The sequence below is a fragment of the Streptomyces coryli genome (assembly GCF_011044975.1).
Classification (GTDB): Bacteria; Actinomycetota; Actinomycetes; order Streptomycetales; family Streptomycetaceae; genus Streptomyces; species Streptomyces coryli.
Genome location: NZ_JAAKZV010000141.1, coordinates 1 through 20,807, shown reverse-complemented (window position 1 = coordinate 20,807; position 20,807 = coordinate 1). Strand labels below are relative to the sequence as shown.

Below are 20,807 nucleotides of genomic sequence, written 5' to 3'. Positions count from 1 at the left end.
CCGCCCGCCCCGCGTCTTCTACAACGCCCCGGACGGCTCCTTCCGCATCGGCATCCACATCCAGAAACCCCACCCCGACGGCCCGCTCGGCGCGATGCGGGATTCCCACGCGAGCGGCCCCGAGGACCTCCCCGGCTACCGCGACGCCTCGGTCCGCGAAACCACCTACCGCGGCCACCCTGCCGCCGTCTGGACCTTCACCTGGAGCGGCGACGCCCCCGACTTCGACCCCGCCCAGGGCCCGCGGCGCACGTACGACCTGGCCTGGGAGCAGGACGGAAAGCTGTACGACATCTGGGTCTCCTCCCCACTCGGCGACCAGGCGACCGGCAAGCGCCACTGGGAGACCGCCACGGACACCTTCGCCACCGACTGACCCGCCTCACCGCACCTGCTGCGGGACCCGTACCGGCGCGCTGACCGCGGACGCCACATCGGCGTGCACCTCGAACGCCCGGTGCAGCCCGGTGACTTTCAGCACCCGCAGAATCCGCGGGTCCGTGACGACCAGCGCGATCCGGCCGCCGCGCCACACCGTCCGCCGGCGCGCGCGGCACAGCGCCCCCAGCCCGCCGCAGTCCAGGAAGGTGACCGCGCTCAAGTCCACCACCAGCCACACCCTGGACGCGGCGGTGAGCGTGTCGAGCCGGGCGGTCACCAGCCCGGCCGCGCGCAGGTCCAGCTCGCCGGAGAGCTCGACGACTATGTGCCCGCCCGCCGTGCGCTCCCGCAGCCCGGGGGCCGCGAGCCCGGACGTGGTCTGTTCCATGGGGCCGCCTTCCTTTGCCACGCACCCCACCCAAGCCCCTCGCGCCCCGCCCGCGAAGGGCCGAACGTCCCCGTGGGGAGCTCACCCGGCCCCCGCGCGCCGGGGGCGCGCCCCCAAGCACACCCGGGTGGACGAATCGGCAGCCGTCGAGCCAGGGGCCGCGTCCGCATGTCGCGGACCTCGGTGGCGCGGCGCGCGGTACGGGGGGACCGCTGCGCCGCGGCCAACGTGGCCGGGCCCCTGGCTCTGCCCTCATGAAAGCCTTTTGCGGCCGGTCGGGAGTAGGGCCGTACGGACCATGAGGGGAGGAGCCGACCGGTCCCGTCGGACTTGCCCTTAATGTGGTGAGGTGTTTCCGCGACGGCAGGACAGGCAGGCAGGTGAGGTGACCGATGGCCGCTGAGGGTGGCTCGGCCGCGGACGGACGCCTGCCGAGGCTGCAGCTCGATGAGGTGCTGGACGAGCTGCAGTCCCGTATCGACGACGTCCGCGGCACCCGGGACCGGGTGCACAGCCTGCTCGAGGCGGTGCTGACCGTCGGCCGCGGCCTCGAGCTGCAGCAGGTGCTGCGGCAGATCGTCGAGGCCGCGGTGGTGCTGGTCGACGCCGAGTACGGCGCGCTCGGCGTCGTGGGGGAGGGCGAGGACGGGGGACTGGCGCAGTTCATCCCGGTGGGGTTCACCGAGGAGCAGATCGCCGCCGTCGGCGCGCCGCCCTGCGGCCGCGGCATCCTCGGCGTGCTGATCCACCACCCCGAGCCGCTGCGGCTCGACGAGATCTCCGAGCACCCGGAGTCGTACGGCTTCCCGCCGAACCACCCGCCGATGCACACCTTCGTCGGCACCCCCATCCGGGTCCGCGACGAGATCTTCGGCAACCTCTACCTCACCGAGAAGCGCGGCGGAAAGGGCTTCGACGCCGAGGACGAGGCCGTCCTGCGCACCCTCGCGGTGGCCGCGGGCGTGGCCATCGAGAACGCCCGCCTGTACGAGGAGGCGCACTACCGCCAGCAGTGGCTGGCCGCCAACGCGGAGATCATCTCGCAGCTGCTCTCCGGCGCCGAGGAGGCCGACGTCCTCGGCGAGGTCGTCTCCCACGCCCGCCGTATCCTCGGCGCCGACCTCGGCGTGCTCGCCCTGCCGGAGAACGACGGCGCCGAGCTGCGGATCGCGGTCGTCGAGGGCGGGCCCGCCAAAAGCGGTCTGCGCGGCATGACCATCCCGCGCACCGACTCCTTCCTGGGCGCGGCCGCGCACGCCGGGGTTCCGGTCCGGAGCACGGACCTGGCGGCCGACCCGCGCGCCGCCGCCGAGCCGACGCACCTCGCGGGTGTCGGCCCCGCGGTGGCGGTGCCGATGATGGCGGACGACGGCGTCCGCGGCGTGCTGCTGCTCGCCCGCAAGGACCGGCTCGCCACCTTCACCGAGTTCGAGACGCAGCCGCTGCTGGCCTTCGCCGGGCAGGCCGCCATCGCCATGGAGCTGGCCGAGCGCCGCCGCGAGGCCGACCGGCTGGTGGTCTACGAGGACCGCGACCGCATCGCCCGCGACCTGCACGACCTGGCGATCCAGCGGCTGTTCGCCTCCGGCATGTCGCTGCAGAGCCTGACCCGGCTGGTCACCCAGCCGGAGGCGAACGCCCGTATGCAGCGGGTCGTCGGCGAACTCGACGAGACCATCAAGATCATCAGGTCCACCATCTTCGGCCTGCGCGCCCACGACCCGGGCCCAGCGGAACCCCGCAGCCTGCGCCTGCGGGTGGCCCACACCATCGAGGACCTCGCGCCCGCCCTCGGCTTCACCCCGGCCACCAGCGTCAACGGCCCGGTGGACACCCTCGTGTCGCAGACGGTCGCGGACCAGGCCGAGGCGGTGCTCAAGGAGGCGCTGTCCAACGTCGCCCGGCACGCCGGCGCCACCCGCGCGGAGGTCACCCTCACCACCGAGGACGGGCTGCTCACCCTCGCCGTCACCGACGACGGCCGCGGCATCCCCGCCACCGGCCGCCGCAGCGGCCTGCGCAACCTCGACGAACGCGCCCGCGCCCTCGGCGGCACCCTCACCCTCTCGACCCCGCCGAACGGCGGCACCCGCCTGGAGTGGTGCGTCCCGGTCTCCGCCGACTGAGCGGCGTCAGCGCGGCCGCTCGCCCGCCACGGGCGTGCGCACCCCGGCCTGCGCCGCCAGCATCGCCGCCTGGACGCGCCGCTCCACGCCGAGCTTCGCGAGCATCCGCGAGATGTGGTTCTTGACCGTCTTCTCCGACAGATACAGCCGCTTGCCGATCTGCCGGTTCGTCAGCCCCTCGCCGATCAGGCCGAGGATGTCCTTCTCCCGCGGCGACAGCGCACCCAGCGCGTCGTCCGACCCCGCCTCGTCCTCCTCGGTACGGATGCTGCTCAGCAGCCGCGCCGTCGTCGCCGGGTCCAGCAGCGACCCGCCGCGCGCCACCGTGCGCACCGCCCCCACCAGGTCGGACCCGTGAATGCGCTTGAGCACATACCCCGCCGCACCCGCCATGATCGCGTCCAGCAGCGCGTCGTCGTCCTCGAAGGACGTGAGCATCAGGCAGGCCAGCTCCGGCATCCGCGACCGCAGCTCCCGGCACACGCTCACACCGTCCCCGTCCGGCAGCCGCACATCCAAAATCGCCACGTCAGGGCGCACCGCCGGGCCGCGGGCCAACGCCTGCGCCGCCGTGCCCGCGTCGCCCGCCACGACGATGTCCGGCTCGGCCTCCAGCAGCTCCTGCACCCCGCGCCGCACCACTTCGTGATCGTCGAGCAGGAACACCCGTATCGGCGCCTGCGGCGAGAACTCCGGTGCGCTGCCGGTCATCTGCGGCTCCTTCTCCAAGGGGGGGTACCGACCAGCATCCCCCGCCCCGCCCGCGCGCCCGCGGGGCCGCTCGGTCACCGCGGATGGGCCGTACGGCCCTCATCCCGCTTCCCCGACCCGCGGTTGGGTAGCCGAGGGGTCGGCCGGTCTCTTACGGGGCCGGCCGAGGACCACCCGCGAAGGGAAGAGGGCATGCGCAAATCACGAACGCCGGCCCCGCCGGTGGACAGCGAACTGAAGGCACTCGACGCGCACTGGCGGGCCGCGAACTACCTCGCCGCCTGCCAGATCTACCTGATGGACACCAACCCGCTGCTGGAGCAGCCGCTGCAGCCGGAACACATCAAGCCGCGGCTGCTCGGCCACTGGGGCACCTCACCAGGCCTCAACCTCATCCACACCCACCTCAACCGCATCATCGCCGCCCGCGGCCGCGACACCCTCGCCATCTGGGGCCCGGGCCACGGCGGCCCCGCCGTGCTCGCCAACTCCTGGCTCGAGGGCAGCTACAGCGAGATCTACCCCGACGTCGGCCGCGACGCCGCCGGCATGGGGCGGCTGTTCAAACAGTTCTCCTTCCCCGGCGGCGTCCCCAGCCACGTAGCCCCGGAGACCCCCGGCTCCATCCACGAGGGCGGCGAACTCGGCTACGCCCTCTCGCACGCCTACGGCGCCGCCTTCGACCACCCGGACCTGCTCGTCGCCTGCGTGATCGGCGACGGCGAGGCGGAGACCGGGCCGCTCGCGGCCTCCTGGCACTCCAACAAGTTCCTCGACCCGGTCCACGACGGCGCGGTGCTGCCGATCCTGCACCTCAACGGCTACAAGATCGCCAACCCGGCCGTCCTCGCGCGCCTCCCGGAGTCCGAACTGGACGACCTGCTGCGCGGCTACGGCCACGAGCCGCTGCACGTGTCCGGCGACGACCCCAAGTCCGTACACAAGGCGATGGCCACCGCCCTCGACACCGCCGTCGACCGCATCGACGCCATCCAGCGCGCCGCCCGCGACGGCAAGACCACCCAGCGCCCCCGCTGGCCGGTGATCGTGCTGCGCACCCCGAAGGGCTGGACCGGCCCCAGCGAGGCCGACGGCCTGCAGATATCGGGCACATGGCGCTCCCACCAGGTGCCGCTCGCCGACGTCCGCGACAACGCCGAGCAGCTGGGCCTCCTCGAGAAGTGGCTGCGCTCGTACCGCCCCGAGGAGCTCTTCGACGCTGCCGGCCGCCCCACCGAGCAGGTCCTCGCCTGCATCCCCGAGGGCAAACGCCGCCTCGGCGCCACCCCGTACGCGAACGGCGGCCTGCTCCTGCGCGAGCTCCCGCTGCCGCCGCTGGAGCGCTTCGCCGCACCGGTCGACAAGCCGGGCGTCTCGGTGCACGAGCCGACCCGGGTCCTCGGCACCTATCTACAGCAGGTCATGGAGGCGACCCGCGACCGCCGCGACTTCCGCCTGGTGGGCCCGGACGAGACCGCCTCCAACCGCCTGGACGCCGTCTACGGCGCCACCGGCAAGGCCTGGCAAGCCGAGACCCTCGACGTCGACGAGCACCTCGACCGGCACGGCCGGGTGATGGAGATCCTCTCCGAACACACCTGCCAGGGCTGGCTGGAGGGCTATCTCCTGACCGGCCGGCACGGCCTCTTCTCCTGCTACGAGGCCTTCGTCCACCTCGTCGACTCGATGGTCAACCAGCACATCAAATGGCTGCGCACCACCCGCCGGCTCGGCTGGCGCCGCTCCATCGCGTCCCTCAACTACCTGCTCACCTCGCACGTCTGGCGCCAGGACCACAACGGCTTCAGCCACCAGGACCCCGGCTTCACCGACCATGTCCTCAACAAGGCCCCGGAGGCCGTACGGGTCTACCTGCCGCCGGACGCCAACACCCTGCTGTCCGTGGCCGAGCACTGCCTGGCCAGCCGCGACTACGTCAACGTCATCGTCGCCGGCAAGCAGCCCACCTACGACTGGCTCTCCCTCGACGCCGCCCGCACCCACTGCGCCCGCGGCGCCGGCATCTGGCAGTGGGCCGGCACCGACGACGGCACCCGCGAGCCGGACGTCGTCCTGGCGTGCGCCGGCGACGTACCCACCCAGGAGGTCCTCGCCGCCGCGCAACTGCTCCAGCGCCACCTGCCCGAGCTGTCAGTCCGCATCGTCAACGTCGTGGACCTGGCCCGGCTGCTGCCCCACGACGAGCATCCGCACGGCATGACGGACGCCGAATACGACGCCCTGTTCACCCCCGACAAGCCGGTGATGTTCGCCTACCACGGCTACCCGTGGCTGATCCACCGACTCACCTACCGCCGCGCCGGCCACCGCCACCTGCACGTCCGCGGCTACAAGGAGATCGGCACCACCACGACCCCGTTCGACATGGTGCTGCGCAACGACCTCGACCGCTACCGCCTGGTCATGGACGTCATCGACCGCACCCCGGGCCTCGCCGTGCGGACCGCCGCCATCCGCCAGGAAATGGAGGACGCCCGCACCCGTCACCACTACTGGATCCGCGAACACGGCGTCGACATGCCCGAGGTCACCGACTGGACCTGGAACGGCTGACCGCCAGCCGGTGCAGCTCGTCGAGCGCGTCGAGGAGAACCGTGTGCCGGTGCCAGTGCAGCCACCGGCCGGTATGGCGGCCCGCCTCGTCGAGCGCGGCGGCCTGCGCGTTCGTCAGCGCGCCGACGGGCGCGTCGTGGTGGGAGGAGACCATGCCGAGCACCTGATGGCGGTCGGACAGGTCGGACAGCAGGGGCGTGCTGTGGCAGCCCCTGCTGCCCGCCGCGAGGATGGCCTGCCGGGCGCCGTCGGTGAAGACCGGATCGTGCTCCACGTCGGTGACGGTGACCCGCCGGGTCTGCTGGGCGGCCAGGGCGCACGACGTGCCGTCCCTGCCGACCTCGTCGAAGTACGTCACGAAGTCGTCCGTGAGCCCCTGGTGCTTCTCGATCCGCAGGTGCCCGCGGACCGGCTCGACGAGCTGCACGTTGCCCATGCCGGTGGCGGAGATGTCGAGCACGTGCCGCAGCATCGACCCGAGAACGGCGGAGACGTTGGCCTGCTGGACGTCGATGTCGCCGGCGAAGGGCAGCGGCGGGGCCGGCCGCGCCAGGCGGCCCGGAAACCACGCGCCGCCCGCGCGCTCGGGCCGGGGATAGGCGACGACCGCCGCCGCCAGCGCCCGCATCCGCACATTGTGCCGCTGCGACGCCTTCTTCAGCAGCTCGAACGCCGTATGGTCCAGGGGCAGTCCGTAGCGCTCCTCGAGGACGCCGAGAGCGCGCGAAATCTGCGGATGGGCACGGGCGCGGGCCCTGAGATCGCGCACCTCGGCCCGCAGCCGCCGCACCTCGAGTTCACCCGGCAGCGGATCGGCCGCCTCGTCGTCCGTTACGGGCCCGGCCGCTCCCACGGGCGGCAGGGCCAGCGCCGCCTCCGCCGACGGGAAGTCGGGCAGCGCGAAGTCATCCAGCAACTCGCCGGCCGCCGCCCGGCCCCCGACCAGGAGCAGGCCGCGGCCGTGGTCCGCGAGTTCCTTGGCGCAGCGGGTAAGCGCCTTGAGCGCGGCCGCCGTCACCCGCGGCACGCCGAGCAGCTCCACCACGACCGTGTCGCAGTCCGGGTCCGGCCGCCGGACGGCGCCGATCGCCGGGTGATCACTACCGTCGAGGGCGCCCCGGGCCCGTACCACCCACACCGAGTCACCGCCGGGCAGGCGCACCACCTCGGTGGTCGCCGCTCTCACGTCTGCACCTCCTCGGCAGCCCGCACCGCGGCGGCCACATGCTCCTGCAGTCCGTCGGGGAGCGCCTCGCCGTCGATAGCCGACACCAACTGGTCGGCGAGGAGGTGGAGTTTGATATTGGTGTTCTGCGAGACCATCACCAGCACTTCCCAGGCATCCTCGGCCCGCAGCGCGAAGGTGGCCATCAGGATGCCGCGCGCCAGGTCGATGGTCGGCCGGGTCACCATCGCGCGTCTGAGCTGGACGACCTCGACGCGCGGGTCCGGCTCCGTGCCCCGGCTTCCGGGCGGGCTCAGGAGCGGGAGCGTGCCGGTGATGGAGAGCAGCCGGTGCGCGGGGGAGCTGACCGCGCGCAGATACATGCTTTTGCCGTCGCGCAAGGCCTGTTCCCGGACCTTGAGCAGGATGCTCAGGCCGGAGCAGTCCAGGCACTCGACCCCGCTCAGATCGAGCTCCACACCCTCGCGGGAGGTGTCGAGCGCTTCCTGCAGGGCCTGCTGTAACTCATGATCAGCGGTGAGGTCCACCTCACCGCTCACCTCCACGACGACGCGATCGCCGTCGTCGTACGCACACACCTTCAGTCGCATAGCGGTTACCGCCTTCTGGACCGAACCGGCCTTGCTGTCGAGACCAAAGGTGCGTCGCAATGCGTCAACACGTCAAGGGATACGTGAAATTGAATGCGTGTGTTTTGATTCTGTAAATCTGTGGCTACGCTACGGGCATGAGTGCTGTACCGGAGCCGCACAGGGGATGGACGTTCCTGACGAACCACGCCCGCGTGCTGGCCACCATTGCTCAGAATCCCCACGCGCGGATACGGGACATCGCAGCCCACTGCAGACTCACCGAGCGGGCCGTCCAGAAGATCATTTCTGATCTGGAGGGAGAGGGCTACCTCTCGCACCGCAGAGACGGCCGCGCGAACACCTACCGCATCGAGCCGGAGAAGGTCATGCGGCATCCGGCGGAAGCCGGGCTGCCGGTGGGGTCGCTGCTCTCACTGATCATCCAGCAGGAGCAACTCCCCGCCGCCGGCGATCGCACCGGCGACGAGGCGAACCTCAGGTAGGGCCGACCGAAGCTTCATCGCGTGCGACCGCGCCGCTTCATCGCGTGCGACCCCGCGGCTTCAGCGGCGTCGGCGGCAGCGCGGGCGCGGCCAGCCGGTCGCCGTCGTACCCGTGCACCTCACCGAAGCGCGACCCGCTCGCCCAGTCCTCGCGTGCCCGGGCGATGTCGTCGTGCGACCGCCCGATGAAGTTCCACCACATCACGATCTCCTCGGCGAACGGCTCCCCGCCCAGCAGCATCAGCGCGCTGTCCGTATCCGCCCGCAGCGGCAACTCCCGCCGCCCGCAGCCGAGGTAGAGCATCGAGCCCGGTGCCAGCCGCAGCCCGTCCACCTCCGCCTCGCCGGACATCGTCAGCACCGCGTACTCGAAGTCCGGCTCCACCGGCAGCCGCGCCTCGGTCCCCGCCGCTAGGGACACATCGGCGCCGACCAGCGGCGTGTACGTCGTCCCCGGCGACGCCGCCCCGTCCACCTCGCCGAGGATCACGGTCGCGGACAGCCCGCCACCGCCGGCCACCACCGGCAGCCCGGCATGATGCTCGAAGGAAGGCTCGACTCCCCGGTGCGCGTCCGGCAAAGCCACCCACAGCTGCGCCCCGTGCAGCAGCGGCGCATGCGCCCGCGGCGACTCCTCCGAGTGCGCGATCGCCCGGCCCGACGTCATCAGCCCCAGCTCCCGCGGCCGCACGGTCTGCAGCGAGCCCAGGCTGTCGCGGTGCAGCACCTCGCCGTCGTGCAGCCAGCTCACCGTCTGCAGGCCCATGTGCGGGTGCGGCGGCACCTGCATGCCCGGCTCGTCGGCGATGTCGTCGGGCCCGTAATGGTCGACGAAGCACCAGGCGCCCACCATCCGGCGGCCGAGGTTGGGCAGCAGCCGCCGCACCACCGTCGACTCGCCGAGCTGTACGTCCTTCGCCTTCAGCAGCTCGCGTACCGGCTCGGCGGTGACGCCGGCGCGCCCGCCGCAGGTGGCGACGGGCGGCCGCTGATCGAGATTGCTCATGCCCGACAGGCTACGGTCAGATGAACCGCCACAGGTGATCAGCGGTGCCGTTGTCGTCGAACTGGACCACCTGCGCGCTGTTCGCCGTCGACATCTCGTGCACGCCCAGCACCTTGCCGCTGTGCTTGTTGCGGATGCGGTACCAGCCGTCGGCGTCCTCGACGAGCTGCCACAGATGGTCGGCGGTGCCGCTGTCCTCGTACTGCACCACGCGCGCGCTGTTCGCCGTCGACATGCCGTCCACGCCCAGCACCTTGCCGCTGTAGCCGCACTTGATCAGGCTCCAGCCGTCGCCCTGGTCGAGCAGCTGCCAGGCGTGGTCGCCGGTCCCGGTGTTGTCGAACTGCACCACCCGGCCGCCGTTGTCGAGGGACATCCCGTCGACCGCGAGCACCTTCCCGCTGTGTTTGTTCTGCACCCGCCGGTAGGGCGGCTCCGGCCGCCAGGCCGTGCCGTCCGGCGCCGCGGTCGGGAAGGACGTGATCCGCAGCCGCGCCGCCCCCATCGGCACCAGCGTGACCTCCTCCACCGCGGCATCGCTCCGCGCAGGGTTGGGCTGCAGCGGCGCCACCACATGCTCGTCGTCCGCCACCCACTCCTCGATCCGCCGCGCCCGCGCCGTCAGCTTCACCGGCGTGGTGTCGTGCGTGAACGGGTTCTCCGGCAGCGGCCCGTCCGCCCGGCTGAAGGCGGGCGTCTCGCCGGGGGAGAGGCCGTAATTCCACGGACTGGTGGCATGCACCTCGTACTCGGGGAAGGCATCCGTGCCGCCATAGCGCACCCAGTCCTCGCCGATCTTCAGCGAGTACGTGAGCGGTCCGTGGCTGACGCTCACCGCGTCGTGGTTCTTCTCCCAGGTACGTACCGTGGTCCGCTGCGGCAGCCGCAGCGTCACCTTGTCGCCGTCCGCCCAGGTCCGGTCGATCTTCACGTACGCCGGCCCGTCCTTGGCCTCGGCCGGCTGCCCATTGACCGCCAGCTCGGGCCCGCGGCACCAGCCGGGTATCCGCACGTAGAGCGGGAAGGCGGCCGCCCCCGACACGGTCAGCGTCACCGTCTCGCCGAAGGGATAGTCCGTCTCCTCGGTGACGGTCACCTCCGCCCCGCCCGCGACCTTCGCCGTCACCGCCGACGCCGCATACATCGAGGCGGCGAGACCGCCGTCCGGTGTCCCGAGCCACAGTTCCTCGGCGAAGTACGGCCAGCCCATGCCGTAGTTGTGCGGACAGCAGCGGTACTGGTCCACACCCGGGTGGAAGGCCTGCATGGCAAAGCCGTTCTGGAACTGCCCCTGCGTCTTCTTCACGTTGTCCAGGTCCACGCTGTTCGCGCTGGTCACGTAATGCGTGGACTTCCCCTGCGGGTCGAAGGCCGCCGGCAGCATATTGAAGGCGAGGTCCTCGCACCGGTCCGCCCACACGGCGTCGCCGGTGATCCGGGTCAGCAGCTCATGGCTGGCCATGAACTCGACGATCCCGCAGGTCTCGAACCCTTGCCGCGGATCCCCGAAGCCCGGCCGGTAGTTCTCGTCCCCGGCGATCCCGCCGCCGGGGAACTGCCCGTACCTGCCCAGCACCGCGTCATAGTTCCGGTACGTGGCCTGCGTCAGCGCATCGTCGCCGCGCAGCTGCCCGTACTGGGCGGGCTCGCGGAAGCCCTGGGCGATGTTCACGTTGTGCGGGGAGGGCATCGCGCCCGACGGCGATGTCCAGTCGGCGCCGTGCTCGTGCATCTTCGCCGCCAGGTCGAGCAGAAAGGCGTCGCCGGTCCGCTCATGCATCCAGTGCACGATGTCCAGGCCGTCGCCCCAGCGGTACGACACCCAGCTGGAGTTGAAGGCCCCCTCGCCCTGGGCGTTCATGAAGCGCAGGAAGCGGGTCAGGAACGGCACGATCCGGTCGTCGTCCGCGTACTCCGCCCACGTTCTGAGCGCCATCAGCAGCGGCAGGAACGGCCAGAAGTCCGGCCCGCCGTTCAGCGAGGTGCGCAGATGCCGCGGCCCGAAGAAGCCGTCGCCCTCCTGGGTGGCGATGATCGCGTCCAGCCACCGCCGGGCATTCGCCAGCGCCGCTTCGTCGCCGGTGGCGACGGCCAGGGGCACATAGCCGCGCAGCCAGTACGTCACCTCCTCCCAGCCGCCCTTGTCCGGGTGCACCCACCCGGTTGCGTCGAAGTTGAGGAAGTGCGACTTCTCCTCGTACCGCCCGCACAGCCCCGCCAGCTGCAGCTTCAGCTGATGGGCCAGCCAGCCGCGGGCTTTTACGGCACCGGGCCGCAGCCGCAGGAAGGCGGACGGCGCGACGGCTGCCTTCTTCCTGGCGGCGGCCGCGGCGGCGTGGCCGGGGGAGGGGAGGGCCAGTGCGCCGAGGGTCAGGGCGCCGGTGGCGATGAAGTGGCGTCTGTTCAGTGGCATGGGAAACGCTCCTTGCCAGTCGCTGTCGGGGGGAATGGCAAGGGCCCGCCCGCCTCCGCACCCAGGGCGGAGGCGGGCGGGCCCGGTCACATCAGGACGTGCACGGAAGCGTGCCGTCGCCGGCGCCCTTGATCAGCGCCTCGTGCGCGGCCTTGATCCGCTGCGTATCGCCCTTGAGCACCTTGCGGTCGTAGGTCAGCAGCCCGTTCAGCTCGCCCTCCACATCCGTGATCTGGGTGTAGACGGCGCCGTTGTTGCCTTCACAGGCGGCCAGCTTCTCGACCTCCTTGAGCTTGGCCAGGTACTCGTCGGTGTACTTGTCCTTCTCGACACCCACATAGGTGTGCTGGACGGGGAAGGAGTGGCCCGGGACGGCAAGCCCCAGCCCGCCGTACTCGCCGCTCACCAGCGCCCGTTTCCCATCGGGATCGGGCAGCGCCGGGCTCGGGTATCCGTGCTCGTCGAGGATGTCCCCGGTTCCGCCGTCCTCGCCGAGATTGATCCCGGACATGCCGTTGACCAGCCGGGTCGGATCCCATTCCTTCGCCTGATCGGCCAGCCGCGCCACGTCGTACTGGCCCCAGCCCTCATTGAGCGTCACCCACATCACCACCGACGGGTGGCTGTCGTGCTGCTCGATCATCTCCTTCATCTCGTGCTCGAACTGCGCCTTGGCGGCGTCCGACGGCTTGATCGTGTTCATCGACGGCATGTCCTGCCACACCAGCAGCCCGAGCTTGTCCGCCTGATAGAACCAGCGGTCGTTCTCGACCTTGATGTGCTTACGGACCGAGTTGAAGCCGAGCTCCTTGTGCGCCTTGAGGTCGTACTCCTGCGCCTCGTCCGTCGGCGGCGTATGCAGCCCGTCCGGCCAGAACCCCTGGTCGAGGGTGGCCATCAGGAAGATGGGCTTGCCGTTGAGGATGGTGCGCTGTTTGCCGTCGATCGTCTTGACCCCGACCGAGCGCATGCCGAAGTACGACTCGACCTCGTCCTCGCCGACGGTGACCTTCAGCTGATACAGATGCGGATCGTCGGGCGACCACAGATGCGGATCCGGTACGGGCACGTCGAGCGCCGCGCCGGTGGTCCCGGACGCCTTGCCGACCTCCTTGTCCCCGTCGTACGCGGTGGCCGTCACCGGCACGCCGTCCTTGACGCCGCGCACCTTGACCGCGACCTTCTCGCCCTCGATGTCCGGGGTGGTCTTGACGTCCTCGGCGCGATCGGCCGCGACCGGCTCCATCCACACCGTCTGCCAGATGCCGGACGAGGAGGTGTACCAGATGCCCGACGGGTCGAGGCGCTGCTTGCCCATCGGCGGGTTCTCGCCGTCCTTGGCGTCGGTCGGGTCGTAGACGCCGACGATGAGCTCCTGGGGGCCAGTGCCCTTCAGCGCATCGGTGACGTCGACACTGAACCGGTCGTAACCGCCCTTGTGCGCGGTGACCTTCTGCCCGTTGACGTAGACCTCGGCCTGCCAGTCGACCGCATCGAAGTTCAGCTGCAGCCGCTTGCCGTCGCCGACCTTCCAGCCCTCGGGCACCTCGAAGGAGCGCTTGTACCACATCCGGTCCTCGTGCCGCTCGATGCCGGACAGCTGGGACTCGACCGGATACGGAACCAGGATCTTCTCGTCGAGTTCCTTGCCGACCGGCGGCTGCTCACCCTCCTCGGCGCCGGCGAACTGCCACTCGCCGTTGAGGTTCTTCCACGCCTCGCGAGTCATCTGCGGCCGCGGATACTCGGGGTGGGCATTGTCAGGACCGACGTCGTCGGCCCACTTCGACTCGAGCTGGTACTCGGAGTTGATCGGCCCCGACGTCCAGAAGTCACCGATCGCCTTGCCGTCGGCGGTCGCGAGCCCGCCCTCACCGTCGTAACGGATATCGGCCGAGCCACCGTGCCCGCCGACCACCGGCTCATCGAGCGGGATGACCAGGCGCTTGGGATCGGCCGGATCCAGCTGCGGCTTCCCGCGCGGCCACTCGGTACCGCCGATCTCCGTCTTGAGGTGGTCGCCGAAGCCGGCCGGGGGAGCGGCGAGCGGCTGCGCGAAGCCGAAGGTCAGCGTGCGGCCGTCCTTCTCCACGGCGACCGACGTCGGACCGTCGTAGTCGAAGCCATCGGGGAGCGTGTACGCCGACTGCGGCACGGGCTGCTTCTCGCCGCCCGGCGGCGTCCAGTTGACGTGCAGGTTCTGCCCGCCGTAGTGCTCGAAATACTCGACCTTGAAGTCATAGGCCTTGCCGGCCTCGAGCGCGACCGGCTCGGACGTCTGCTCGTTGTCCCAGTCGTCGACCCAGTGGTCGATGACGGGTTTGCCGTCGACCCAGACCCGGAAGCCGTTGTCGCCCTTGACGGAGAACGTGTGCTCCCCGGACTTCTCCGGCGTGATCTTCCCGGTCCAGCGGACGCTCACATCGTCGTCCTGCCCGGTACGGGCCTTCAGCCGCGGCCCGAGGTCGCCGAAGTCCAGCGACGGGTCGAAGGCCGTAGCCTTCAACTCATCGAAGTCGAAGGCACCGGGCGCGGAATGGGTGTAGTACTCACCCTTGAGGCCGTGCGCGACGGCCGGATCCTCGGCGGCGGCCGCGGTCGAGGGACCGGATCCGGCGGCCATGAAGGCCAGGGCGAGGGTGGCCAGGACGGCCACGAGTCTTCCGAGTACGCTGCGTTGTCGCAGGTGGACGGATGGTGGATGCACTTCTACCTCCGAGGCGAAGGAAGCGGCTCAGGCTCTGCCCATCTCCCAAGGCATCTTGTATAACGTTGGAAACAAGGGCAGTTGGCATGACAGCACGCCTCCTGCGCTCTGTCCAGGTTCATGACAAGTAGCGTCGGAGGAATGCAGATGAGGGTGAGCCTCAAAGACGTCGCCGAACGCGCAGGCGTGTCGATCAAGACCGTCTCCAACGTCGTCAACAACTATCCGCACGTCACACCCGCCATGCGCACCCGCGTCCAACGCGCCATCGACGAACTCGGCTACCGCCCCAACCTCACCGCCCGCCACCTGCGCAAAGGCCGCACCGGCATCATCGCCCTCGCGGTCCCCGAACTCGGCAACCCCTACTTCGCCGAACTCGCCGGCGCCGTCATCGACGTCGCCGCCCAGCACGAATACACCGTCCTCCTCGACCACACCCAGGGCAGCCGCGAACAGGAAATCCTGGTGAGCCAGGGCTTCCGCTCCCGCGTCATCGACGGCCTGATCCTCAGCCCTCTGGAACTAGAACCGGAAGACCTGGCGGCCCGCACCGACGACGCCCCCCTCGTCCTCCTCGGCGAACGCCGCTACGACCTCCCGTACGACCACATCGCCATCGACAACATCGCCGCCGCCCGCGCCGCCGTCCGCCACCTCCTCACCCTCGGCCGCCGCCGCATCGCCTTCCTCGGCGCCCGCCAGGACCGCACCGTCCAACCCGCCCACCTGCGCCTCCTCGGCTGGCAGGCAGAACTCGCCGAATGGGGAGTCCCGGCCGAAGACGCCCTCGTCACGGCCACCGGCGGCTGGGACCACGAAGACGGCTCCGTCGCCATGGCAAAGCTGCTCGACTCCGGACAACTCCCGGACGCCGTCTTCGCCTACAACGACCTCGTCGCCATCGGCGCGATGCGAGTGATGTCCGAACGCGGCCTGAAGGTCCCCGAGGACATCGCGGTGGTCGGCTTCGACGACATCACCGAATCCCGCTACGGAGCGGTCACCCTCACCACCGTCGCGCCGGACAAACAGGCCATCGCCCGCCTCGCGGTGGAGAGCGTCGTCGGCCGCCTGAAGAGCCAGCAGAACGAGGAAACCCCACGGCCCTCACAGGAGCTGCAACCCGGCTTCACGCTGGTAGAACGCGAAAGCACCCTCGGCCGCGGCGCATCCAACTCCCTCCCCGGACACGGCGCTACGACCTGAGGTCACGGACACATCTCTTCATGCGCAAGGTGTTTACACCTCCCTTGCAACGATGTAAAAACCGTCCACGGATGTGGTCCCCCGACGAGGAGTAACCCGATGAAGCCGCACGCCCGCCGCACGACCGCAAGAAGCCTCGTCGCCGTCGGCCTGGCCGCAAGCCTCGCCCTCGCCGCCGGCTGCGCAAAGTCCGAGGACGACGCCTCCGACACGTCCAAGGACTCCGGCAAGTCCCAGGACGCCGGCCAGGAGGTCGCCGAGGGCGGCAGCGGGAAGACCTGCGCGATCGGCGACTACGGGGCGAAGAAGCTCGACCTGAAGAAGGCCACCGTCGGGTTCTCGCAGTCGGAGAAGGAGGCGAACCCGTTCCGTATCGCCGAGACCGCCTCGATCAAGGATGAGGCGAAGAAGCGCGGCGTAAAGCTCCTCACCGCCAACGCGCAGTCGAAGCCGGACAAGCAGATCTCCGACGTCCAGGACCTCATCTCCAAGGGCGCCGACCTGCTGGTCATCGCCCCGCTGAACTCCGACGGCTGGGACCCGGTGATCAAGTCGGCCTCGGCGAAGAAGATCCCGATCGTCACCATCGACCGCAAGATCAACGCGACCGCGTGCAAGGACTACGTCTCCTTCATCGGCTCCGACTTCACCGAGCAGGGCAAGCGCGCGGCCGACCAGATGATCGAGGCCACCGGCGGCAAGGGCGAGGTCGCCATCCTCCTCGGCGCCCCGGGCAACAACGTCACCACCGAGCGCACCAAGGGCTTCACCGACCGCGTGAAGGAGAAGGCCCCGGGCCTGAAGGTGGTCTTCAAGCAGACCGGCGAGTTCGTCCGCGAGAAGGGCCAGTCCGTCACCGAGCAGCTGATCCAGTCCAAGCCGGACATCAGCGCGATCTACGCCGAGAACGACGAGATGGGCCTCGGCGCCGTCAACGCCCTCAAGGGCGCCGGCAAGAAGGCCGGCGACGTCAAGATCGTCACGGTCGACGGCACCAAGGACGCCGTCGAGGGCATCGTCGACGGCTGGATCTCCGGCGTCGTCGAGTCCAACCCGCGCTTCGGCCCGCTCGCCTTCAAGACCCTGGACGAGTTCACCCAGGGCAAGCCGGTCGGCCAGGACATCGTCATCAAGGACACCGAGTACAACAAGGACAACGCCGAGGCCGGCCTCTCCAAGGCGTACTGACCCTCCGGACAGACACTGCCCGACCCGGTCGGGGAGCGGCCCCGGCGGCCGCTCCCCGCCGTGCCCGTACCAGCCTCGAACCCCCAGGAGGGCAGCGGTGACCGCACCCGCTGAGGTCCTCGCCGTACGCGGCCTGACCAAACGCTTCCCCGGCGTCCTCGCCCTAGACAGCGTGGACTTCACCGCCCGCGCCGGCGAGGTGCACGCGCTGGTCGGCGAGAACGGCGCCGGCAAATCCACCCTGATCAAGGTCCTCACCGGCGTCTACCACCCCGACGAAGGCGACCTGACGTACCGCGGCGAACCGGCCGCCTTCGCCACCCCGCTAGCCGCCCAGGCAGCCGGAATCTCGACGATCTACCAAGAGGTCAACCTCATCCCGCTGATGAGCGTCGCCCGCAACCTCTTCATGGACCGCGAGCCGAAGAACCGCCTCGGCCTCATCGACTTCCGCCGCATGCACACCGAAGCCACCCGCATCCTGCGCGACTACGGCGTGGGCGTGGACGTCCGCCGCCCGCTGCGCGATCTGGGCGTCGGCGCCCAGCAGATGGTCGCCCTGGCCCGCGCCGTCTCCGTGGACGCGCGCGTGGTCATCATGGACGAACCGACCTCCTCCCTCGAACCCCGCGAGGTCCAGACCCTCTTCGGCGTCATCCGCCGCCTGCGCGAACAGGGCATCGCCGTGGTGTACGTCAGCCACCGCATGGAGGAGCTCTACGCCATCTGCGACGCGGTCACCGTGCTCCGCGACGGCCGCCTGGTCCACACCGGACCGCTCGCCGACACCGACCGCCTCACCCTGGTCTCCCTCATGCTCGGCCGCGAGCTGGGCGAGGTCCGCGCGGAGGGCATGACCAAGTTCACCGGCGACCACGAGACCGGCACCGAACCGGTCCTCCGCGCGGAGCACCTCACCCGCCGCCACGAGCTGCACGACATCTCCCTCACCATCCGCCCCGGCGAGGTCGTCGGCCTCGGCGGCCTGCTGGGCTCGGGCCGCACGGAGACCGCCAAGGCCATCGCGGGCGCCCTCCCACTCGGCTCGGGCAAGGTCACGGTCGCCGGGGCGCCGGTCCGTACCGGCTCCACCCCGGCCGCGATCCGCGCCGGCATCAGCCTCCTCCCGGAGGACCGTAAATCCGAAGGCATCGTCCCCGGCTTGTCGGTCCGGGAGAACATCGCCCTGGCCGCCCTCCCACAGATGTCCCGCTTCGGCCTGGTCTCGGAGGCGGCCATCGACAAGGTCGTCGAGACGTTCATGAAACGCCTGCAGATCAAGGCATCCGGCCCGCACCAGAAGGTCGGCGAACTCTCGGGCGGCAACCAGCAGAAGGTCCTCCTGGCCCGCTGGCTCGCCATGCAACCCAAGGTGCTGCTCCTGGACGAGCCGACCCGCGGCATCGACGTCGGCGCCAAGGCCGAGGTACAAAAGCTCATCGACGAACTGGCCGAGGACGGCCTGGGCGTCCTGCTGATCTCCTCCGACGTTGAGGAGCTGATCGAAGGCTCCGACCGCGTGGTGGTCCTGCGCGACGGCGCAGTCGTCGGCGAACTCACCGGCGACGACGTCACCGAGGACCGCCTGCTGCAGGCGATAGCGGCAGCCGCCGAGGAAGCGGCGGACACCACGGAGGCGGTGACACCATGACCGACCTGGCCCTGGGCAAGTCCCTGCCCGCCGACCGCGCCCAGCTGATGCGCTGGCTCCAGGATTACGGTGTCTATGCAGGCGTAACCGCCCTCCTCCTCTTCAACGTCGTCTTCACCGAAAACTTCGTGTCGGGGGAGAACTTCCGCACGCAGGCGGTGCAGGTCGCCCCGGTCCTGATCGTCGCCCTCGGCATGGCGCTGGCGATCGGCAGCGAGGGCGTCGACCTGTCGGTGGGCTCGGTGATGGCGCTGGCCACGTCGCTGGTCTCCCTCTATCTCGGTTACGGACCCTGGCTCGCGCTGATCGCCGCGATCATCGGCGGCATGGTGTGCGGCCTGCTGAGCGGCTCACTGATCGCCTACATCGGCGTGCAACCCATCGTCGCGACCCTGGCGTTGATGGTCGGCTGCCGCGGCCTGGCGAACGTCTTCCTGCCGCAGTTGGAGACGGTCCGCGACGACACGATGGCCACCCTGGGAACTGGCGACATCCTCGGCATCCCGTACCTGGCCCTGATCGCGGCGGCCCTCGCCGCTCTGGTCGCCTTCACCGTCAAACGCACCACCTTCGGCCGCCAGCTCCTGGCCATCGGCGACAGCCGCCCGGCCGCGCAACTGGCGGGCCTGCCGGTCCGCCGTGTGCTGATCATGGTCTACGTCTGCTCCGGTGCGCTGGCCGCGATCGCCGGTTTCCTGGCCACCGCCCGTCTGCAGGCATCCGATCCGACGTCGCTAGGGAACCTGATGGAGCTGTCGGCGATCACGGCGGTGGTGGTCGGCGGCACCCCGCTCTCCGGCGGCCGGGTCCGCATCGGCGGCACGGTGGCCGGCGCGATCTTGATCCAACTGCTCACGGCCACCCTGATCAAGCACGACCTGCCGTCGTCCGCGACGCAGATCGCCCAGGCCGTGGTGATTGTGCTCGCCGTGTACGCGGCCCGGGAGAGGGGGAAGCAATGACCGTCAGCTACGAGGACGCCGTGGTCGACAAGCCGACCGTCGAGGAGCCGGGGGAGCGGGGCAGCCGCCGCGACCGGCTGACCGCGCTGGCCCAACAGCACGGCGCGCTGGTGGCCCTGGTGGTCATCGCCGCGATCGCCTCACTGTCCTTCGACTCCTTCGCCACCGGCGGCAACATCGAGAACATGGCGGTCTCGTCCGCCTTCCTGGCTGTGGTCGCCCTCGGCATGACCTTCGTGATCATCACCGGCGGCATCGACCTGTCGGTGGGCTCGGTCTTCGTCCTCGGCGGGGTCCTGGCGGCTTGGGGCTCGCGGTACGGCACCGTCGTCGCGCTCCTGCTGCCGCTGGCCGTCTGCGGACTGATCGGCCTGATCAACGGCCTGCTCATCGCCCGCTCAAGACTGGCACCGTTCATCGTCACCCTGGCCGCGATGCTGGCTGCCCGCGGCATCATGCTGTCGATCACGGACGAAGGCGCCCAGACCTACCTGGTCGACAAGAAGTCCTTCTTCGCCGACCTCGGCCAGGGCAAACTCCTCGGCATCGGCGTCCCCGTATGGATCACCGCGGTCCTGTTCATCACCGGCGCCGTGGTGCTGCGCCGCAGCCGCTTCGGCCAGCACGTCTACGCCGTCGGCGGCAACGAGGACGCCGCCGCCCTGATGGGCGCACCCGTCGCCCGCACCAAAACCCTGGTCTACACCCTCTCCGGCCTCCTCGCCGGCTTCGCCGGCGCCCTGAACGCGGCCTGGCTGGCCTCGGGCGTCACCATCCTCGGCTTCGGCATGGAACTCGACGCCATCGCCGCCGTCGTCATCGGCGGCACCCTGCTCTCCGGAGGCCTCGGCTTTGTCAGCGGCTCCTTGGTCGGCGTCCTGCTGCTGAAGGTGATTCAGAACGTCATCAATCAGATCGGCTCGCTGGATTCCGCCTACCAGCAGGTGGTTTCCGGGGCTTTCCTGGTTGTGGTTGTGATCGCGCAGACGTGGTTGGGTCGCAGACGCCAGGTTCTTTAGCGTGTTCGGGTGGTTGGTGGTGGGTCGCTGTCGCAGCCGAGGTGGTTTCCGGGTGTGGTGCGGGTGTCGCGGTTGAGTGCGGTGGTGGTGTCGCGGGTTTCTGTGGTGTGGAGTGGTTTGTCGTTGCGCATGGTGGTGAAGAGTTGTCGTGCTGCTTGTTGGTTGAGGGTGACGGTGGAGCCGGTGCCGGGGATGTTGTGTCCGAGGTTGG

15 protein-coding genes and 2 pseudogenes are annotated in these 20,807 nt (G+C 70.3%); 9 read left to right on the top strand and 8 right to left on the bottom strand.

What is annotated here, in order from left to right:
* Positions 1-376: pseudogene (locus G5C51_RS26405) on the top strand (serine/threonine protein kinase); the annotation flags it as partial.
* A gap of 6 nt (positions 377-382) precedes the next feature.
* On the opposite strand, the gene G5C51_RS26400 reads toward G5C51_RS26405, so the two are convergent.
* Positions 383-769, bottom strand: coding sequence for an STAS domain-containing protein (locus G5C51_RS26400; protein ID WP_165240715.1), 387 nt, complete (start codon positions 767-769; stop codon positions 383-385).
* A gap of 392 nt (positions 770-1,161) precedes the next feature.
* Between G5C51_RS26400 and G5C51_RS26395 the strand changes: the two genes are divergently transcribed.
* The gene (locus G5C51_RS26395) at positions 1,162-2,895 is read left to right on the top strand and encodes a sensor histidine kinase (RefSeq protein ID WP_165240714.1); all 1,734 of its coding nucleotides are present in this window, start codon (positions 1,162-1,164) and stop codon (positions 2,893-2,895) included.
* Between the two features lie 6 nt (positions 2,896-2,901).
* Here the strand turns inward: G5C51_RS26395 and G5C51_RS26390 are convergent, their stop codons facing one another.
* The gene (locus G5C51_RS26390; RefSeq protein WP_165240713.1) at positions 2,902-3,606 is read right to left on the bottom strand and encodes a response regulator; all 705 of its coding nucleotides are present in this window, start codon (positions 3,604-3,606) and stop codon (positions 2,902-2,904) included.
* Positions 3,607-3,798: 192 nt separating this feature from the next.
* Here G5C51_RS26390 and G5C51_RS26385 point away from each other — a divergent pair, with 192 nt between their 5' ends.
* Entirely contained in the window at positions 3,799-6,180 is a 2,382-nt protein-coding gene (locus G5C51_RS26385; RefSeq protein WP_165240712.1) for a phosphoketolase family protein, read from the top strand.
* On the opposite strand, the gene G5C51_RS26380 is transcribed toward G5C51_RS26385, so the two are convergent.
* Positions 6,155-7,366, bottom strand: a complete 1,212-nt coding sequence (locus G5C51_RS26380; RefSeq protein WP_165240711.1) for an ANTAR domain-containing protein — start codon at positions 7,364-7,366, stop codon at positions 6,155-6,157. The two genes, G5C51_RS26385 and G5C51_RS26380, sit on opposite strands and share 26 nt — an antisense overlap.
* Complete coding sequence (locus G5C51_RS26375; RefSeq protein WP_165240710.1) at positions 7,363-7,956, bottom strand: anti-sigma factor antagonist; 594 nt, start codon at positions 7,954-7,956, stop codon at positions 7,363-7,365. The genes G5C51_RS26380 and G5C51_RS26375 overlap by 4 nt, the downstream gene beginning before the upstream one ends.
* Positions 7,957-8,093: 137 nt before the next feature.
* Here G5C51_RS26375 and G5C51_RS26370 point away from each other — a divergent pair, with 137 nt between their 5' ends.
* Positions 8,094-8,441: a helix-turn-helix transcriptional regulator gene (locus G5C51_RS26370; protein WP_165240709.1), complete on the top strand. Its 348-nt coding sequence runs from the start codon at positions 8,094-8,096 to the stop codon at positions 8,439-8,441.
* 37 nt (positions 8,442-8,478) lie between these two features.
* On the opposite strand, the gene G5C51_RS26365 is transcribed toward G5C51_RS26370, so the two are convergent.
* The 3 genes from G5C51_RS26365 to G5C51_RS26355 all read right to left on the bottom strand — a co-directional run bounded on the left by G5C51_RS26365 (position 8,479) and on the right by G5C51_RS26355 (position 14,483).
* On the bottom strand, positions 8,479-9,447 hold the full coding sequence (locus tag G5C51_RS26365; protein WP_165240708.1) for a pirin family protein: 969 nt from the start codon (positions 9,445-9,447) through the stop codon (positions 8,479-8,481).
* 16 nt (positions 9,448-9,463) lie between these two features.
* The gene (locus G5C51_RS26360; RefSeq protein ID WP_165240707.1) at positions 9,464-11,860 is read right to left on the bottom strand and encodes a beta-L-arabinofuranosidase domain-containing protein; all 2,397 of its coding nucleotides are present in this window, start codon (positions 11,858-11,860) and stop codon (positions 9,464-9,466) included.
* Positions 11,861-11,951: 91 nt separating this feature from the next.
* On the bottom strand, positions 11,952-14,483 hold the full coding sequence (locus tag G5C51_RS26355) for a PA14 domain-containing protein (RefSeq protein ID WP_165240717.1): 2,532 nt from the start codon (positions 14,481-14,483) through the stop codon (positions 11,952-11,954).
* Between the two features lie 231 nt (positions 14,484-14,714).
* Here G5C51_RS26355 and G5C51_RS26350 point away from each other — a divergent pair, with 231 nt between their 5' ends.
* From G5C51_RS26350 to G5C51_RS26330, 5 genes are all read left to right on the top strand, one after another.
* Positions 14,715-15,776, top strand: a complete 1,062-nt coding sequence (locus G5C51_RS26350) for a LacI family DNA-binding transcriptional regulator (protein ID WP_165240716.1) — start codon at positions 14,715-14,717, stop codon at positions 15,774-15,776.
* 99 nt (positions 15,777-15,875) lie between these two features.
* Positions 15,876-16,964, top strand: coding sequence for an ABC transporter substrate-binding protein (locus G5C51_RS26345; protein ID WP_165240706.1), 1,089 nt, complete (start codon positions 15,876-15,878; stop codon positions 16,962-16,964).
* Between the two features lie 97 nt (positions 16,965-17,061).
* Positions 17,062-18,615 carry an ATP-binding cassette domain-containing protein gene (locus G5C51_RS26340; RefSeq protein WP_165240705.1) on the top strand — a complete coding sequence of 518 codons (1,554 nt, stop codon included), beginning with the start codon at positions 17,062-17,064 and terminating at the stop codon, positions 18,613-18,615.
* A complete protein-coding gene (locus G5C51_RS26335) occupies positions 18,612-19,577 on the top strand; it encodes an ABC transporter permease (RefSeq protein WP_165240704.1) in 966 nt (321 codons plus the stop codon). Before G5C51_RS26340 ends, G5C51_RS26335 begins: the two co-directional genes overlap by 4 nt.
* Positions 19,574-20,596: an ABC transporter permease gene (locus G5C51_RS26330; protein WP_165240703.1), complete on the top strand. Its 1,023-nt coding sequence runs from the start codon at positions 19,574-19,576 to the stop codon at positions 20,594-20,596. The genes G5C51_RS26335 and G5C51_RS26330 overlap by 4 nt, the downstream gene beginning before the upstream one ends.
* On the opposite strand, the pseudogene G5C51_RS26325 reads toward G5C51_RS26330, so the two are convergent.
* Positions 20,593-20,807 (bottom strand): annotated as a pseudogene (locus G5C51_RS26325) (hypothetical protein); the annotation flags it as partial. The gene G5C51_RS26330 and the pseudogene G5C51_RS26325 overlap by 4 nt on opposite strands.

Bases quoted from the DNA above. Each gene is read 5' to 3' on its own strand.
- G5C51_RS26400 (WP_165240715.1), bottom strand. From the start codon at position 769: ATGGAACAGACCACGTCCGGGCTCGCGGCCCCCGGGCTGCGGGAGCGC.
- G5C51_RS26395 (WP_165240714.1), top strand. From the start codon at position 1,162: ATGGCCGCTGAGGGTGGCTCGGCCGCGGACGGACGCCTGCCGAGGCTG.
- G5C51_RS26390 (WP_165240713.1), bottom strand. From the start codon at position 3,606: ATGACCGGCAGCGCACCGGAGTTCTCGCCGCAGGCGCCGATACGGGTG.
- G5C51_RS26385 (WP_165240712.1), top strand. From the start codon at position 3,799: ATGCGCAAATCACGAACGCCGGCCCCGCCGGTGGACAGCGAACTGAAG.
- G5C51_RS26375 (WP_165240710.1), bottom strand. From the start codon at position 7,956: ATGCGACTGAAGGTGTGTGCGTACGACGACGGCGATCGCGTCGTCGTG.
- G5C51_RS26370 (WP_165240709.1), top strand. From the start codon at position 8,094: ATGAGTGCTGTACCGGAGCCGCACAGGGGATGGACGTTCCTGACGAAC.
- G5C51_RS26365 (WP_165240708.1), bottom strand. From the start codon at position 9,447: ATGAGCAATCTCGATCAGCGGCCGCCCGTCGCCACCTGCGGCGGGCGC.
- G5C51_RS26360 (WP_165240707.1), bottom strand. From the start codon at position 11,860: ATGCCACTGAACAGACGCCACTTCATCGCCACCGGCGCCCTGACCCTC.
- G5C51_RS26355 (WP_165240717.1), bottom strand. From the start codon at position 14,483: ATGGCCGCCGGATCCGGTCCCTCGACCGCGGCCGCCGCCGAGGATCCG.
- G5C51_RS26350 (WP_165240716.1), top strand. From the start codon at position 14,715: ATGAGGGTGAGCCTCAAAGACGTCGCCGAACGCGCAGGCGTGTCGATC.
- G5C51_RS26345 (WP_165240706.1), top strand. From the start codon at position 15,876: ATGAAGCCGCACGCCCGCCGCACGACCGCAAGAAGCCTCGTCGCCGTC.
- G5C51_RS26335 (WP_165240704.1), top strand. From the start codon at position 18,612: ATGACCGACCTGGCCCTGGGCAAGTCCCTGCCCGCCGACCGCGCCCAG.
- G5C51_RS26330 (WP_165240703.1), top strand. From the start codon at position 19,574: ATGACCGTCAGCTACGAGGACGCCGTGGTCGACAAGCCGACCGTCGAG.